The 14,475-nt window shown below is 69.3% G+C and carries 15 protein-coding genes; 11 read left to right on the plus strand and 4 right to left on the minus strand.

The genetic code is table 11. The features are described 5' to 3' along the window. Nucleotides 1-290 precede the first annotated feature (290 nt). Genes CRT60_RS21015 through fae form a run of 7 tightly spaced genes read left to right on the plus strand, consistent with a single transcriptional unit; the run spans nt 291 to nt 6,741 of the window. Nucleotides 291-1,304 carry a beta-ribofuranosylaminobenzene 5'-phosphate synthase family protein gene (locus tag CRT60_RS21015; protein ID WP_244592665.1) on the plus strand — a complete coding sequence of 338 codons (1,014 nt, stop codon included), beginning with the start codon at nt 291-293 and terminating at the stop codon, nt 1,302-1,304. A gap of 50 nt (nt 1,305-1,354) precedes the next feature. Then, nucleotides 1,355-2,257, plus strand: coding sequence for an NAD(P)-dependent methylenetetrahydromethanopterin dehydrogenase (locus CRT60_RS21020; protein WP_098738463.1), 903 nt, complete (start codon nt 1,355-1,357; stop codon nt 2,255-2,257). Continuing rightward, nucleotides 2,254-3,417 carry an ATP-grasp domain-containing protein gene (locus tag CRT60_RS21025; RefSeq protein WP_244592666.1) on the plus strand — a complete coding sequence of 388 codons (1,164 nt, stop codon included), beginning with the start codon at nt 2,254-2,256 and terminating at the stop codon, nt 3,415-3,417. The genes CRT60_RS21020 and CRT60_RS21025 overlap by 4 nt, the downstream gene beginning before the upstream one ends. Further along, entirely contained in the window at nt 3,392-4,357 is a 966-nt protein-coding gene (gene mch, locus CRT60_RS21030; RefSeq protein ID WP_098738465.1) for a methenyltetrahydromethanopterin cyclohydrolase, read from the plus strand. Before CRT60_RS21025 ends, mch begins: the two co-directional genes overlap by 26 nt. Before the next feature lie 7 nt (nt 4,358-4,364). Further along, nucleotides 4,365-5,285, plus strand: coding sequence for an ATP-grasp domain-containing protein (locus CRT60_RS21035; protein WP_244592667.1), 921 nt, complete (start codon nt 4,365-4,367; stop codon nt 5,283-5,285). After that, on the plus strand, nt 5,282-6,358 hold the full coding sequence (locus CRT60_RS37175) for a triphosphoribosyl-dephospho-CoA synthase (RefSeq protein ID WP_244592668.1): 1,077 nt from the start codon (nt 5,282-5,284) through the stop codon (nt 6,356-6,358). The genes CRT60_RS21035 and CRT60_RS37175 overlap by 4 nt, the downstream gene beginning before the upstream one ends. Beyond that, the gene (gene fae / locus CRT60_RS21045) at nt 6,253-6,741 is read left to right on the plus strand and encodes a formaldehyde-activating enzyme (RefSeq protein ID WP_244592669.1); all 489 of its coding nucleotides are present in this window, start codon (nt 6,253-6,255) and stop codon (nt 6,739-6,741) included. The genes CRT60_RS37175 and fae overlap by 106 nt, the downstream gene beginning before the upstream one ends. On the opposite strand, the gene CRT60_RS21050 is transcribed toward fae, so the two are convergent. Further along, entirely contained in the window at nt 6,720-7,463 is a 744-nt protein-coding gene (locus CRT60_RS21050; protein WP_098738467.1) for a HisA/HisF-related TIM barrel protein, read from the minus strand. The genes fae and CRT60_RS21050 overlap by 22 nt on opposite strands. On the opposite strand from CRT60_RS21050, the gene CRT60_RS21055 reads away from it, so the two are divergent. The 4 genes from CRT60_RS21055 to CRT60_RS21070 all read left to right on the plus strand — a co-directional run bounded on the left by CRT60_RS21055 (nt 7,462) and on the right by CRT60_RS21070 (nt 11,300). After that, nucleotides 7,462-8,454: an ATP-grasp domain-containing protein gene (locus CRT60_RS21055; protein ID WP_098738468.1), complete on the plus strand. Its 993-nt coding sequence runs from the start codon at nt 7,462-7,464 to the stop codon at nt 8,452-8,454. The genes CRT60_RS21050 and CRT60_RS21055 overlap by 2 nt on opposite strands. Next, entirely contained in the window at nt 8,447-9,496 is a 1,050-nt protein-coding gene (locus CRT60_RS21060; protein WP_098738469.1) for a hydantoinase/oxoprolinase family protein, read from the plus strand. Before CRT60_RS21055 ends, CRT60_RS21060 begins: the two co-directional genes overlap by 8 nt. A gap of 10 nt (nt 9,497-9,506) precedes the next feature. Continuing rightward, on the plus strand, nt 9,507-9,989 hold the full coding sequence (locus CRT60_RS21065; protein WP_098738470.1) for a GreA/GreB family elongation factor: 483 nt from the start codon (nt 9,507-9,509) through the stop codon (nt 9,987-9,989). A 237-nt stretch (nt 9,990-10,226) separates the two neighbouring features. Then, nucleotides 10,227-11,300: an HAD family hydrolase gene (locus tag CRT60_RS21070; protein WP_098738471.1), complete on the plus strand. Its 1,074-nt coding sequence runs from the start codon at nt 10,227-10,229 to the stop codon at nt 11,298-11,300. A 104-nt stretch (nt 11,301-11,404) separates the two neighbouring features. Here CRT60_RS21070 and pabB read toward each other — a convergent pair whose 3' ends face one another. Genes pabB through CRT60_RS21085 form a run of 3 tightly spaced genes read right to left on the minus strand, consistent with a single transcriptional unit; the run spans nt 11,405 to nt 14,475 of the window. Then, nucleotides 11,405-12,856 (minus strand): aminodeoxychorismate synthase component I, encoded by a 1,452-nt coding sequence (pabB, locus tag CRT60_RS21075; RefSeq protein WP_098738472.1) that lies wholly within the window; start codon nt 12,854-12,856, stop codon nt 11,405-11,407. A 3-nt stretch (nt 12,857-12,859) separates the two neighbouring features. Continuing rightward, entirely contained in the window at nt 12,860-13,594 is a 735-nt protein-coding gene (locus tag CRT60_RS21080) for a GNAT family N-acetyltransferase (RefSeq protein ID WP_098738473.1), read from the minus strand. Next, the gene (locus CRT60_RS21085) at nt 13,591-14,475 is read right to left on the minus strand and encodes an ABC transporter permease (RefSeq protein WP_098738474.1); all 885 of its coding nucleotides are present in this window, start codon (nt 14,473-14,475) and stop codon (nt 13,591-13,593) included. The genes CRT60_RS21080 and CRT60_RS21085 overlap by 4 nt, the downstream gene beginning before the upstream one ends.

Here is a 14,475-nt window from a genome sequence, read left to right on the forward strand (position 1 = left end):
TCATGGGCGGTGGGAGGTCGATCCCGCCGAGTCCGTAGTCCATATGCCAAACCCCGCGCATGATGACGAGTTTAGAGAATTGTCTTAAATAATAATAGGCGTGAGATATCAGTTCATCTCTTTTGCGGAAATGAATAAATCGGTTCGGATATTCAGAATTTTCCAGATTATAATCTGTTTTATTTCTACGTTCTCATTGATTTTATCGCCGTCGATTTTATTATGTGCGAAAGGCGGCTGGTCGCCTTGGCTTTTGCGACAGGTAGGCCATGATTTGCGGCGAACAGCGCATGACGGTCGACAGGGTCCGGGTGGAGGTGCCAGCCCGGCTGCATCTTGGGTTCCTTGACATGGAGGGCGGGCTGGGCCGGCGCTTCGGCAGTTTGGGCCTGACGCTCGACGGGCTGGGAACGGAACTGATGCTGATCCGCGAAGAGCCGGGAGGCGATGTCCCCGTCCGCCCGGACTGCCGGGCGGCGGGGTATCTCGACCGGCTGTGCGGGGCGTTGGGCTTGGAAAACCGCTTTTCCCTGCGGCTGGGCCGGACCATCCCGTCCCATTCCGGCCTGGGGTCGGGCACCCAGCTGGCGTTGGCCGTCGGGGCTGCCCTGTCGGCGATGACCGGCCGGCCGCTGCCGCCGCGCCGGGTCGCCAGCCTGCTCGACCGCGGCGCGCGCTCGGGCATCGGTGTCGGCGCCTTCGAACAGGGCGGCGTCATTCTGGACGGCGGCAAGGGCGCGTTGGACGAGCCGCCGCCGGTCATCAGCCGCATGGCCCTGCCGGAGGCGTGGCGCCTGCTGCTGGTGTTCGACGACGCCAACCGCGGCCTGTCCGGCACGGCCGAGACGGTCGCCTTCCGCGATCTGCCGCCCTTTCCTGCGGACAAGGCGGCCTATCTGTGCCGAATGGCGCTGATGGTCGGGCTGCCGGCGCTGGCGGAAGGGGATGCGGTGCGGTTCGGCGCCGCCGTAACCGAACTCCAGAGCGTGGTCGGCGACCATTTCGCCCCGGCCCAGGGCGGACGCTTCAGCAGCCCGGACGTGGCCGAGGTTCTGCGCTGGCTGCCGTCGGTTGGCGCCGCCGGGGTCGGGCAGAGTTCCTGGGGGCCGACCGGCTTCGCCATCTTTGGCGATGCGGCATCGGCGGAGTGGGCGGCGGAGGGTGCGCAGGCGCGCTGGCGGACGCGGCCGAACCTGCGCTTCGTCGTCTGCCGGGGGCGGAATCACGGTGCGGTGGTCGAGACTTTCTCCGATCGAAGCGCAGTCGCTGCCGGATATGAAACAGTCGCAAAAAAGACAGCGTGAGATTGTAAGGTGAAAGACAGTGCCATGAAGCGAACCGAGGACTTCGTTTCATGGAAAAGCCCTATATCATGCACGCCATTACTCCGGTAAAGGCGGTCAGTCCATTCGACATCAACATGGCATGCGATGCAGGATATGGCGTCATCGTGCCCTATACCAATGTCGAGACTGGCGAGGTGCCGGGTCTTGTCCAGGACATGATCTTTTCCCGTGCTCCGGGTGACGCCAAGCGGACCGGCCTGTTCATCGCCGGCCGCGACATCCTGACGGCGCTGGACATGCTGGAGGCAGCGCGCCGGGCCATGGTCCCGCCCTTCGAAATCTCGGTCTTCGCCGATCCGTCCGGTGCCTACACCACCGCCGCGGCGATGATCGCGAAGGTCGAGGCCCAGCTTGAAAAAGTCGGGCTGGCGCTTGCCGGCTCACGGGTCGCGGTGTTCGGCGGCAAGGGACCGGTCGGCGGTGTCGCCGCGGTGCTGGCCGCGCGTGCCGGCGCGGCGGTTCAACTGGTCGGCCATGACGGCTCGGCGTCCGTCGCCGAGCGGGCGGCCTCCTACCGCCAGCGGTTCGGCGTGACGCTGGGCGCGGTGGATGGCTCGACCGACGCACACAAGGCCGCCATCCTGGCGGAAACCGATGTGGTGCTGGCGGTCGCCCGCGCCGGCGTTCAAGTGCTCAACCGTGCACAGATCGCCGCCGCCCCGTCGGTGCGGGTGGTGGCTGACGTCAACGCCGTCCCGCCGGCCGGCGTGGAAGGCGTGGACGCCTTCAGCGACGGCGCCCCCATCGAGGGGACGGACGCCGTCGGCATCGGTGCGCTCGCCATCGGCAATGTGAAGTTCAAGACCCAGCATGGCCTGTTCAAGGCGATGCGCGAGGCGGCGAAGCCGGTCTATCTGGCCTTCGACGACGCGTTCACCCTGGCCCGCGCCCAATGCCGGAAAGCGGCGTGATCCTGGTCGCCGCCCTGTCGGGTCGGGCAATCGCCCAGGCGGTGGCGCGCACCGGGGCCGCCGTGGCGACGCTGGACCAGTTCGGCGACGCCGATCTGCCGCTGCCCGCCCGCTGCGTCCCCGGCGATCCCGTCGCCGGCTTCGACCGGGAGGCGCTGATCGCCGCCGCCCGCACCCTGGCTCCGCCGGGCAGCGGTCTGGTCGTCGGATCGGGATTCGAGCAGGAGCCCGACCTGCTGGCCGCCCTGATCCAGGCCGGTCCCTATCGCCTGCTCGGCAACGGGCCGGATGTCGTGCGGGCGGTCAAGGACCCGGCCCGTTTCGCCGCGCGGTTGGCGACGCTGGGCCTGGAAGACCTGAGCATCGGGCATCCGCAAACGCGGCTGGCGATGTCCGGCGATGAGGTTTCCGGGGACTGGCTGGTCAAACGGGCGGGAGCGGCCGGGGGCTGGCACATCGCTCCCTGGACCGGCGGTCCGTTGCCGGACGGTCACTACCTGCAACGGCGGGCGGCGGGACGGCCAACCTCCGTTGCCTTCATCGCCGACCGCTCCGGCCGCTGCGAAACGGTGGCGATCAGCCGGCAATGGGCCGATCCAGCGCCTGATGCGCCCTTCCGCTATGGCGGGGCGGTGCTTCCGGCGGCGATGCCGCAACCGCTGGCCGACCGGCTTGCGGAAGCGGCACGCCGCATCGCCGCCGCCTTCGGGCTGGTCGGGCTGAACAGCCTGGACCTGCTGGTCGACGGCATGTCGGTGACGGTGCTGGAGGTCAACCCGCGTCCGGGGGCCACGCTCGACCTGCTCGAACGCCACCGGCGGGGCGGGGTGATGCGCGCGCATCTCGACGCCGCCGCCGGACGCGGCTGGACGCTGGGGGCAGCGCGTCCGGGCGTGATTGCCGGGGCGGTGGCCTATGCCGCCAACGCCCTGACGGTGCCGGCGGACTTCCCCTGGCCCCCCTGGTGCGCCGACCTGCCTCGGGCCGGCGGCGCGGTGGGGGGCGGACAGCCGCTGTGCAGCGTCACCGCCTGGGGTGGGGACGAGGAGGAGGTGCTACGCCGTCTGTCCTGCCGGATCGAACGCATCGTCGCGGACTGCACGCGGCGGGCCTGTTTTGTGGAGAGAACCGCCGATGTCGTCCCTTCCCTTCAGTGTTAACCGGCTTGCCGCACCCCTGGTCCACGCCCTGGTGGCGGACGCCGCCCTGCTGCGGATCGGGGTGGAACAGCATCCCGCCGGCTGCACCGTGATCGATGCCGGCATCGACCGGCCCGGCAGCCTGGAAGCCGGGCGCCGCATCGCCGAGATTTGCCTGGGCGGTGCCGGCAGCGTGCGCATCGGCATGGACTCTCGCTTCGCCCATTGGCCGGCGCAGGTGACGGTGACGGCCGCCGATCCGGTCCTGGCCTGCCTTGGCAGCCAATATGCCGGCTGGAGCCTGTCGGGCGAGAAATTCTCGGCCTTGGGATCGGGGCCGGGACGCGCCCTGGCGGTGAAGGAGCCTTTGTTCGCCGAACTCGGCTACCGGGACATGGCCGACCGCGCCGTGCTGGTGCTGGAGACCGACAAGCGGCCCCCGGCATCGGTGGTGGAGAAGGTGGCGCGCGATTGCGGCGTGCCGTCGGAGCGCGTGACCTTGATCCTGACGCCGACCCGCAGCCCGGCCGGCATCGTCCAGATCGTCGCCCGCGTGCTGGAGGTCGGGCTGCACAAGCTGCACGCCCTGCATTTCCCGCTGGAGCGGGTGCGCGACGGCGTCGGCTGTGCGCCGCTGCCGCCGCCGGGGCGCGACTTCGTCCAGGCGATGGGCCGGACCAACGACGCCATCCTGTTCGGCGGAACCGTCCATCTGCTGGTCGACGGTCCTGACGACGACGCGGCCGATCTGGCGGCCCGCCTGCCCAGCTCGGCCTCCGCCGACTATGGCCGGCCCTTCGCCGACCTGTTCGCGGCGAGCGGCTTCGACTTTTTCAAGATCGATCCGATGCTGTTCAGCCCGGCCCGCGTGATCGTCACCGCCTTCGAGAGCGGACGGAGCTTCAGCGCCGGGGCGCTGGCTCCGGCGCTGCTCGACCGTTCCTTCGGCATCGGCGGGTAGGGGCTGGATGATGGGACGGACCCGCATCGCCATCTTCGTGGACGGCGCCGACTGGCACACCCGGCGTCTGACCGCCGCCTTCGCCCGCCGTGGCGCGGAGGCGCTCCCGGTGTCGCTCAGCGCCTGCGGCTTCGGTCCGGAGGGGCCGGCGATTCCGGGTTTCGATGGGGGGCTGCCCGACGCCTGCCTGGTCCGCACCATCTCCGCCGGCAGTTTCGAGCAGGTGACGCTGCGGCTTGGCGTTCTGCATGCGCTGGCCCATGGCGGGGTGCCGGTTGCCAACACCCCCGCGGCCATCGAACGCTGCGTCGACAAGAGCGCCACCGCCTTCCGGCTGGCCGCCGCGGGGGTGCCGACCCCGCGGACCTGGAGCGTCGCCGACCCGGTCCAGGCCTCCGCCATCCTGGCCGCCCTCCATGCCGAGGGGCGATCCGCGGTGCTGAAGCCGCTGTTCGGGTCGCAGGGCAAGGGGCTGCGCCGGCTCGATCCCGGCATGGCTCTGCCCGGCCCGGAGGAGATCGCCGGTGTCTACCATCTGCAGGAGTATGTCGGTGCGGCGGATGGCGGCTGGTTCGACTGGCGGGTCTTCGTGGTGGATGGGCGTCCGCTGGCCGCCATGGTCCGCCAGGGCGACCACTGGATCACCAACGTCAAGCAGGGGGCGCGCTGTCATCCGGCCAGTCCGGGCGGCGTGCTGGGCGATCTGGCGGTGGCCGCCGCCGCCGCCGTCGGCGCCGACTATGCCGGGGTGGACGTGATCCGTGCGCCCGACGGCCGGTTCCTGGTGCTGGAGGTCAACAGCATGCCGGCATGGCGCGGCCTCCAGGCGGTGACGCCGGTCGACGTGGCGCAGGCGCTGGCCGATCTGGTCCTGGCCCGTCTGGCATCGGTCTCGCCGGTGTCTGCGGACGCGCGGAGGGCCGGATGAGCGCCCTGCTGCCGACCCCGCTCCACGATTGCCGGTCCCTGGTGGAAGAGGCGGTGTTCACCGCCTGCCGGCTGGAGTTGATGGCGCTGAAGCCCGGCAACGTCCACATCCATGCCGAAGGCCATGGGATGAGCGTGACGCAGTTCCTAGACAGCGCCGCCGCCATCGCCCCGATCCTCGCCACGCCCGGCCGTCCGGTGGGGGAGGCTATCCTGCGCGCGGTCGCGGCGACGAGAGGTGTAGCCGGCTGCAACACCAATCTCGGCATCGTCCTGCTGCTGGCGCCGCTCGCCGCCGCGGCGCTGTGCCGCGATAAGGGCGAGCCGCTGCGGCTGAGGCTGGCGCGGGTGCTCGACGGGCTGAGCGTCGCCGATGCCGCCGACGCCTTCGCGGCCATCCGCCTGGCTCTGCCGGCCGGGCTGGGGGATGCCCGGCAGCATGACGTCGCCGAGGCCCCGTGTGTCGACCTGCGGGCCGCCATGGCGGCGGCGGCCGACCGCGACCTGATCGCCCGGCAGTACGCCACCGCCTTCGCCGACGTCTTCGCCTTCGGCGTTGCGCGCGGACGCTCGGCCCTGCATCGCGGCGCCAGTCCGGCGGAGGCGGCGAGCGCCATTCACCTGGGCTTCATGGCCCTGCACCCCGACACCCACATCGCCCGCAAGCATGGCGTGGCGGTGGCGGAGCAGGTGCGGGCGCAGGCGTTCCGGCTCGAACGGCGGCTTTCCATCGGTCCGACATTCGGCATCCATTCCGGAGCCGGTCGCTGGCTCCTCGCTTTCGACCGCGCGCTGAAGCGCCGCGGCCTCAATCCGGGCACGTCCGCCGATCTGACGGTGGCCTGCCTGTTCGTGCTTCGGCTGGCCGGCGATCTGCCGGCCGGACCGTGGCCGCCGGACGACAACCGGCGGAATCTGATCGAACCAACCATCGCAAGGGACGCGCAATGCCTAAGATCGACAAGGTTATGGTCGGCGAAGCTCTGGTGGGCGACGGCAACGAGGTCGCTCACATCGATCTCATCGTCGGTCCGCGCGGCAGCGCCGCCGAGACCGCCTTCTGCCAGACCCTGACCAACCAGAAGGAAGGGGTGAATGGCCTGCTGGCCGTGCTGGCGCCGAACCTGATGGTCAAGCCCTCCACGGTCATGTTCAACAAGGTGACGATCAAGAACGCCAAGCAGGCCGTGCAGATGTTCGGCCCGGCCCAGCGCGCCGTCGCCCTGGCGGTCGCCGAATGCGTCGAGGACGGCACCATCCCGGCGGACGAGGCCGACGACCTGTTCATCTCGGTCGGCGTCTTCATCCACTGGCAGGCGGAGGACGACCGCAAGATCCAGGACTACAACCACGAGGCCACCAAGCTGGCGCTGAAGCGCGCCATCGCCGGCAGCCCGACCGCCAAGGAGATGCTGGACGGCATGGCCGCCGCGGTTCACCCCTTCGCCGCCTCCTGACCGGAAACCGGCTGACCGGAGACGAAGCGGGACAGCGTTCCGGCGTCGAGGCGCCGGTCGTGGAGCGCGCTGGCCACCAGCACGGCATCGGTTCCGTGCCGCGCCAGCGCCTCCAGGTCCGCCGCATCGCGCACCCCGCCGGCCCCCCACACCCGAACCCCCGGGCGTCGGGCCGCCAGCGTGGCGATGCGGTCGAGGTCAGGACCCTCGCCCGAACCGACCCGGTCCAGCGTCATGGCGATCACCCGCGAGGGCCAGCGGCAGGCATCCTCGTGCAGCGCTGCCGGTCCCAGCGCTTCGCCCCGCCGGACATCCAGCGACAGCGCCACCCGGTCCCCGCCGGTCAGCGCCAGCGCCGCTTCCAGTGTCGTGCCGTCGGTCTGGCTTTCGCTGCCGATCACCAGATGCCGGAGTCCCGCGTCGAACCAGCGACGGCAATCGTCCGCCGTCGCCAGCCCGGCATCGACCCAGAAGGCGACCTCCGGCCAGCGTGCCTGGAGTGCGGCGACGGTCGGGCGATGGTCGCCATTCCCGCGGATCGCGTCGAGATCGGCGACATAGCAGGCGCGGAAGGGTTGCAGCGCCAGCAGCGCGGCCACGATATCCTGCGGAGCCGATCCGGCGGTCAACGCGCTTTCGATGGGGCGGTAGCGGTCGCGCTCCCCCCGCTTGGCATGAACCACCTGCCCGCCCAGCAGGTCGATGACGGGAACGATGTCCATGGAGAACAGCCTTCGTCGGGTTCTGGTCTGCGAGTATGTCACCGGCGGCGCGTTGTGCAACGGGCCGCTTCCGACCGACCTGATGGCGGAGGCCGACGCGATGGTCGCGGCCCTGGTCGGCGATCTGGTCGCGCTGGATGGCATACACGTCACGCTGTGCTGGGACAACCGCCTTGCCCCGCCGTCCTTCCCGGCGGACCGGGTCGCCCTGTTCCCGGTGGCGCCGGGCGAGGAACCGGAGGCGCGCTGGCGCGCCGCGGCCGCCCTGTGCGACATGGTCTGGCCGATTGCGCCGGAAAGCGATGGGCTGCTGGGGCAGGTGACCGCCCTCTTCCGCGACACCGGCCGTCCGGTGGTCGCCTGCGCGCCCGATGCCATCGCTCTGGCATCGTCGAAGACGGCGACGGCGGCCCGGCTGGCCGCCCATGGCATCGCAACGATTCCCACCGTTTCCTTCGGCGCCCAGCCTCCGCCCGCCGCCCGCCATGTGGTGAAGCCGGACGACGGCGCCGGCTGCCTCGATACCTTCATCGTCGACGACATCGCCACATGGACGCCGCCGCACGCCGGCCGCTGGATCGTCCAGCCGCTGGTCGAAGGCGAGGCGTGCAGCCTGTCCATGCTGGTCGACGGTGCCGGCGGGGTAAGGCTTCTCGGCTGCAACCGGCAGAGGGTGGAGCGTGGGGATGGGAGCTTCTCTTTCCACGGTGTCGATGTCGGGGCGATGGAACACCGCCGTGCCGCCTGGGAGCCGCTGGCGCGTGCCATCGCCGCCGCGATTCCGGGTTTGCGCGGCTATGTCGCGGTGGACCTCATCGACCGGCCCGATGACGTGGATTCGAATGGCCCGGTGGTGGTGGAGGTGAACCCGCGCCTGTCCGTCGGCTATTCCGGCCTGTCGAAGGTTTTGGGCTGGAACCCGGCGGGCGACATCCTGGTTCTGTTCCACACCAGATCGGCCGATGCCGGCCGGGAGGATGCGCATGTCTGACACCCGTGGAACGGTCCCCAATGGAACGGCAGTCATCGGCTGGGACATCGGCGGCGCCCATCTGAAGGCCGCCTGGGCGGAGGATGGCCGGCTGCGCGATGCCGTGCAGGTGCCGTGCCGGCTCTGGCAAGGGCTGGGCGAGCTGGACACGGCGCTGACCACGATTCTGGACCGCCTGCCGGCTGGCGCCGACCATGTGGTGACGATGACGGGCGAACTGGTCGACCTGTTCGACGACCGCACCCAGGGCGTGCACACGCTGATCGACCGCATCGCTGCGGCCGTCCCGCCGGGACGCCTGCTGGTCTATGCCGGCCGGCGCGGGCTGCTGTCGCCGCAGGAGGCGCGCGGACAGGTGATGGACGTGGCGTCGGCCAACTGGATGGCGACCGCCGCCGTGGTCGCCAAGCGGCTGCCGGCGGCGCTGCTGGTCGACATGGGCAGCACCACCACCGACATCGTGCCGGTGCTAGACGGCGAGGTGGCGGCACGTGGCGTCACCGATCATGACCGGATGGCGGTGGAGGAGCTGCTCTACACCGGGCTGACCCGGACGGCGGTGATGGCGATGGAGCGCACCGCCCTGGTGGCAGGCGAGCGGTTGCCGATGATGGCCGAGTATTTCGCCACCAGTGCCGACCTCTACCGCGTGCTGGGCCGGTTGGACGAGGCGGCGGACCAGCATCCCGCTGCCGACAATGGGCAGAAGACGGTCGAGGCCAGCCTGCGCCGTCTTGCCCGCATGGTCGGCCACGATGCCGGCGATTACGATCCGGCGGTCTGGCGGGCGATGGCCGGCGATCTGGTTGAGCGCCAGATGCGCCGTATCCACGATGGCGCCTCGCGGGTGCTGTCGGCCGGCGCGCCGCCGCTGCCAAGCGATGCGCCTGTGGTCGGGGCCGGTGTCGGGCGTGCCGTGGTGCGGGAGGTGGCTGCCCGGCTCGGCCGCCCCTACCTTGATTTCTGCGATGTGGTGGGGGCTCCCGGTCAGGGTTGGGTCGCAAGCTGCGCTCCGGCCGCGGCCATGGCGCTGCTGGGCTGAGGGAATCTAAATGAGCCGCGCCTTCGTCAAGGAAAGCGATGCCGAGACCGAGGGGCCGCTGCCCCAGGTCAACGGGCCGCTGCATGTGTCCGCCGCAACCGTCGCCGCCTGGCAGGAAGAGCTTGCCGCGGCTGACGCGGAGGTGGCGCAGCTGCGCGGTTCCGATGCGCCGGAGGACCGGCAGGCGATGAGCAGCGCCAAGCGGCGCGCCGATCTGCTGCGCGCCCGGCTGGCCGCCGCCGTGGTGGTGCGCCCGTCCGGCCCGGCCGAGGAAGCGGGCTTCGGCTCCGTCGTTGTGGCGGAGGATGAGACCGGGCGCCGCTGGACCTTCACGCTGGTGGGTGGGGAAGAGGCCGACCCCGCTGCCGGCCGCATCAGCTGGCAATCCCCGTTGGGGGAGGCGTTGGTCGGTGGACGTGCAGGCGACGTGGTGGACTGGCCACGCCGCGGCAAAGCCCTGTCCCTCACCATCCGTTCGGTTTCGCCGAACTGAGTGGATAGAGAGGTTTCAAGAAAATCCTCTGTATAGGCGACGACTTCAGGTCAATCCGCGACAGATTCTGGAAATTAGATTTAGTGGACAGATGTAAAGAATCTGTCATAAACTGTGACCCTCAACTGAAAAAATTTTGGACAGTTCGGGATAATCCCCAGAACAGCCGGCATAACTCCAAAAGAGTGGTGCCGATCTCGAAGAATCGTGTCTTTGAACAGGGAAGAGAGGGCACAGATGAAGACGCTTTTCCGCTCCGCGCTGCTTGCGGGCATGGTCGCGATGGCTCCGATGGCCGCCATGGCGCAATCGGGATCCCCCCAACCGCTTGCGCATTGGCCGGCGGAGGCTGCGGCGAGCCTCAAGGCTCTGGTGTCCGCCAATGCCGGCAAGGGCGCCTATGCGGTGTTCGATGCCGACAACACGCTGTACCGCTACGACCTTGAGGAATCCCTGCTGCCCTATCTGGAGCGCAAGGGCGTGCTGTCGCGCGAGAGCATGGACCCGTCCCTGAAGATCATTCCGTTCAAGGACGTGAACGGGCACAAGGAAAGCCTCAACAGCTATTATTACCGGCTGTGCGAGATCGACGATCAGGTGTGCTATCCGTGGGTGGCGCAGATCTTTTCCGGCTTCACCCTGGCCCAGTTGAAGGGGTTCGTCGACGAGATGCTGGCCGACGGCAAGCCGATCCCCGCCACCTACTACGAGGGCGACGCGGTCAAGACGGTCGAGGTCAGCCCGCCCAAATTCTACACCGGCCAGCAGGAGCTGGTGAACCATCTCACCGCCAACGGGATCGACGTCTATGTGGTGACCGCCGCCAGCGAGGAGCTGGTCCGGATGGTGCTGTCGGACCCGAAATACGGCTACAACGTCAAGCCGCAAAACGTCATCGGCGTCACCATGCTGCTGAAGAACCGCTCCACCGGCGAAGTGACCACGGCCCGCAAGCTGATCGCCGAGGGAAAATACGACTGGGCCAAGACGATGGACCTGGAACTCGGCACCTATCTGTGGGCGCCGCTGACCTGGTTCGCCGGCAAGCACGCGGCGATTCTCACCTACATCGACCAGTGGAAGAAGCCGGTGCTGGTGGCGGGAGACACACCCACCAGCGACGGCTACATGCTGCTGCATTCCACCGACGCGGCGAATGGCGGCTTGCGGGTGTGGGTCAACCGCAAGGACAAGTACATGAAGCAGATCAAGCAGATGTGGGAAACTGCCGCCGCCGGGCAGGCGGAGCAGAAGCTGCCGGTCCTCGCCGACCGGAACTGGGTCGTCGTCCAGCCGAACGATATCCAGTGACATCGGCGGCTCTTGCCCGCCATCGCCCAAAACAGGAAGGCCCCGACCGCTGAACCGGCCGGGGCCTTTTTTTTCCCAGCACCCGCGCCGGTCGTCGCCTTCTCTTATCCGCCATCCAGCGCGCGCAGCAACGGGCGGATTTTCACCATCATCTCATCATGCTCGCCGTCGGGATCGGAATCGGCGACGATGCCGCCGCCGGCCTGGGCGACGACGCGGTCGGGCGTGACGGTCAGGGTGCGGATGACGATGCTGCTGTCCATCGCCCCGTCGAAGCCGATCCAGGCCACCGATCCGCAATAGGCGCCGCGCCGAGAGGCTTCCAGCTCGTCGATAATCTCCATGGCGCGGATCTTGGGCGCGCCGGTGATCGAGCCGCCGGGGAAGGTGGCGCGCAGCAGATCGACCGGCCCCAGCCCCGGCTTCAGTTGTCCTTCGATCACCGATACCAGATGATGGACGGAGGCGAAGCGCTCCACCCCGCACAGGAGCGGCACCCTGACGCTGCCGATGCGCGCGACGCGGCCGATGTCGTTGCGCAGCAGATCGGTGATCATCAGATTCTCGGCCCGGTCCTTGATGCTGTGTTCAAGCTCGCGGGCGAGCGCCTCGTCTTCCTCCGCCGTGGCACCGCGCGGGCGGGTTCCCTTGATCGGACGGGTTTCCATGCGGCCGTCGGCGCCGAGCCGGATGAAGCGTTCCGGCGAGGCGCTGGCCAGACCGGTGCCGCCGGGCAGCGACAGGCAGGCCGCGAAGGGGGCGGGGCTGCGCGCCAGCAGGCGGCGGTAGAGGTCGAGCACCGACAGGCCTGCCGGGCGGTCGGCCAGGAAGCGCCCGGTGAAGTTGGCCTGGAAGATGTCGCCCGCGCGGATGTACTCCAGCACCTGCTCCACCCGGCGGCAATACTCATTGCGCTCGATCTCCGGCCGCCAGGGCGCGGTGGCGGCGTTGAGCGGCGGCAAATCGCTGGGCGCCGCTGCCAGCGCATCGGCGAAGGACTGGAGGCGGTGGGCGGCACGGAGGCGGCGGCTCACCGGGCTGCGTTCGGGACATCCATTGGACAGGATCCAGCCGCGCCGCTCCCATTCATCGAAAACGACGACCGTATCGTAGAGCCCGAAGGCCATGTCGGGCAGGCCGCCGTCGTCACCGTGCCGTGCCGGCAGCCGTTCAAGCACCTGTCCCAATTCATAGCCGAGGAAGCCGACGGCGCCACCGGCGAAGGGAACGGGCAGGTCGGCGGGAAGGGGCAGGCGATGGGCGTCCAGTTCCCGTTCGAGCACGGTGAAAGGATCGCCGGAAACCGCTTTGCCATCCACGGTGACGGAGCCGCCGCGCGCTTCGACCGTGCGGAAGGGATCGACGGCGACGATGCTCCAGCGGCCCCGGCCGCCGGCTTCCGCGGCGCTGTGCAGAAGGGCGGCGAAAGGCTGGCCGGACCAGGGCGCGAAGGCGGCGACCGGATCGCGGTAGGGAATTTCGCGGCTCAGCAGCGGACATTCGTCGCCCGCGCTCTCCCCGGCCGGGAGGTCGAAGACAAGGCCGTCATGCGGCATGCGTCATGCTCCGGTGCCGGGAAGGAAGGATTTGACCCAGAAGCGAAGGGGTTTGGCGGTTTCCTCGCGGTCGCAGGAGTCGCACCAGGACAATGCGCCGCCGATGTCCGGTTCCAGCCGGTAGCCCAGCCGCCGCCACGCGGCATCGGGCGTCCGATAGGTCTTCGGACGGCGGGGATGGTCGGTGGAGCGCACGATCTCGCCGAAGGCGGCGGATGCGAAGCGGCCGTCGTCGCGGATATGGGATTCGCCGATCTCCAGCAGGGCCGGTCCGACACCCCGCCCCCGGTGGGAGGGCAGGACCACCACCTCGCCGAAATAGAAGATCGCGCCCGTGTCGCGGCCGGCATGGGTGAAGGGATCGCTCAAGGCGTCGATTTCCTGGTCGAGCGGCGCACCGGTGACCGCGGCGACCATGCGGTTGCGGTCGAAGGCGGCAAGGATGAGCCCGCCCGGCAGGCTGCCGAGATCGGAGAGATACCGTTCCTCGTACGCGGCCGACCCGCGATAGAGATAGGGGAATTCGCCGAGCACCGCCAGCCGTAGGGCGGCCAGCTCCTCCAGCCGGTCGGCCAGGGCGACGCCGACCAGCCGCTCCACCTGCATCTCGCCCGGCTCCAACCCCGGTCCCAGGCCGCGCGCCTGTCCATCGGCATGCGGCCGCAGCCCGTGAAGAGGCAGGGGCCGCGCCGGAAGAGCGGCGGCGGAGCCCTCTTCCGGAAGAGCCCCCGCGCTCACCGTGCCGGCACCGGCAGGAACCGGCGCAGGAACGCGAAGCGTACCGGGCGCGGAGCGGCGGCGGTCTGGCCGAAGCTCTGGGTGATGCGGTCGAGGATGATCGCCAGCAGAACGACGCTGAGCCCGCTTTCGAAGCCGAGCGCGATGTCCAGCCGCTGGATGCCCTGGAGCACCACGTTGCCCAACCCGCCGGCGCCGATCATCGAGGCGATGACGATCATCGACAGCGCCATCATCATGGTCTGGTTCACCCCGGCCATGATCGACGGCAAGGCGTTCGGCAGCTGAACCTTGAACAGAAGCTGGCGGTCATGGCAGCCGAAGGCCTTGCCGGCCTCCACGATCTCGGCCGGAACCTGCTGGATGCCGAGCGAGGTCAGGCGCACGGCCGGCGGCATGGCGAAGATCACGGTGGCGAGGATGCCCGGCACCCGGCCCAGACCGAAGAACATCACGGCCGGGATCAGATAGACGAAGGCGGGCATGGTCTGCATGAAGTCCAGCGTGGTGCGGACGATGCTTTCGACCACGCGGTTGCGCGCCATCCAGACGCCCAGCGGCACGCCGATCAGCAGGCTGAGCAGGGTGGCGGTCAGCACCAGCCCCAGGGTGGAGGCGGTTTCCGTCCACAGTCCCATGCCGGCGATCAGCGTCAGGGCGGCGACCGTGAAGACGGCGAAGCCGGTGCCGACGCGCCACAGCGAGGTTGCGACGATCAGCCCGATCAGCAGCCAGGCAGGTGCCCCGACCAGCACGAAGTCGATGGCGGCGCCGAAGCCGTTCACCACCGTCGCGATCGCGTCGAAGGTCGGCTGGAAATGGTCGAGCATGAAGGTGACCAGTTCCTCGACCCATTTGCCGATTCTGATTTCGAAGTCCAT

The sequence above is a fragment of the Azospirillum palustre genome, assembly GCF_002573965.1.
In the GTDB taxonomy this organism is placed as follows: Bacteria; Pseudomonadota; Alphaproteobacteria; order Azospirillales; family Azospirillaceae; genus Azospirillum; species Azospirillum palustre.

Excerpts from the sequence above, each read along its gene's own strand:
- CRT60_RS21015 (WP_244592665.1), top strand. The coding sequence starts at position 291 with ATGACGGTCGACAGGGTCCGGGTGGAGGTGCCAGCCCGGCTGCATCTT.
- CRT60_RS21020 (WP_098738463.1), top strand. The coding sequence starts at position 1,355 with ATGGAAAAGCCCTATATCATGCACGCCATTACTCCGGTAAAGGCGGTC.
- mch (WP_098738465.1), top strand. The coding sequence starts at position 3,392 with ATGTCGTCCCTTCCCTTCAGTGTTAACCGGCTTGCCGCACCCCTGGTC.
- CRT60_RS21035 (WP_244592667.1), top strand. The coding sequence starts at position 4,365 with ATGATGGGACGGACCCGCATCGCCATCTTCGTGGACGGCGCCGACTGG.
- CRT60_RS37175 (WP_244592668.1), top strand. The coding sequence starts at position 5,282 with ATGAGCGCCCTGCTGCCGACCCCGCTCCACGATTGCCGGTCCCTGGTG.
- fae (WP_244592669.1), top strand. The coding sequence starts at position 6,253 with ATGGTCGGCGAAGCTCTGGTGGGCGACGGCAACGAGGTCGCTCACATC.
- CRT60_RS21055 (WP_098738468.1), top strand. The coding sequence starts at position 7,462 with ATGGAGAACAGCCTTCGTCGGGTTCTGGTCTGCGAGTATGTCACCGGC.
- CRT60_RS21050 (WP_098738467.1), bottom strand. The coding sequence starts at position 7,463 with ATGGACATCGTTCCCGTCATCGACCTGCTGGGCGGGCAGGTGGTTCAT.
- CRT60_RS21060 (WP_098738469.1), top strand. The coding sequence starts at position 8,447 with ATGTCTGACACCCGTGGAACGGTCCCCAATGGAACGGCAGTCATCGGC.
- CRT60_RS21065 (WP_098738470.1), top strand. The coding sequence starts at position 9,507 with ATGAGCCGCGCCTTCGTCAAGGAAAGCGATGCCGAGACCGAGGGGCCG.
- CRT60_RS21070 (WP_098738471.1), top strand. The coding sequence starts at position 10,227 with ATGAAGACGCTTTTCCGCTCCGCGCTGCTTGCGGGCATGGTCGCGATG.
- pabB (WP_098738472.1), bottom strand. The coding sequence starts at position 12,856 with ATGCCGCATGACGGCCTTGTCTTCGACCTCCCGGCCGGGGAGAGCGCG.
- CRT60_RS21085 (WP_098738474.1), bottom strand. The coding sequence starts at position 14,475 with ATGGACTTCGAAATCAGAATCGGCAAATGGGTCGAGGAACTGGTCACC.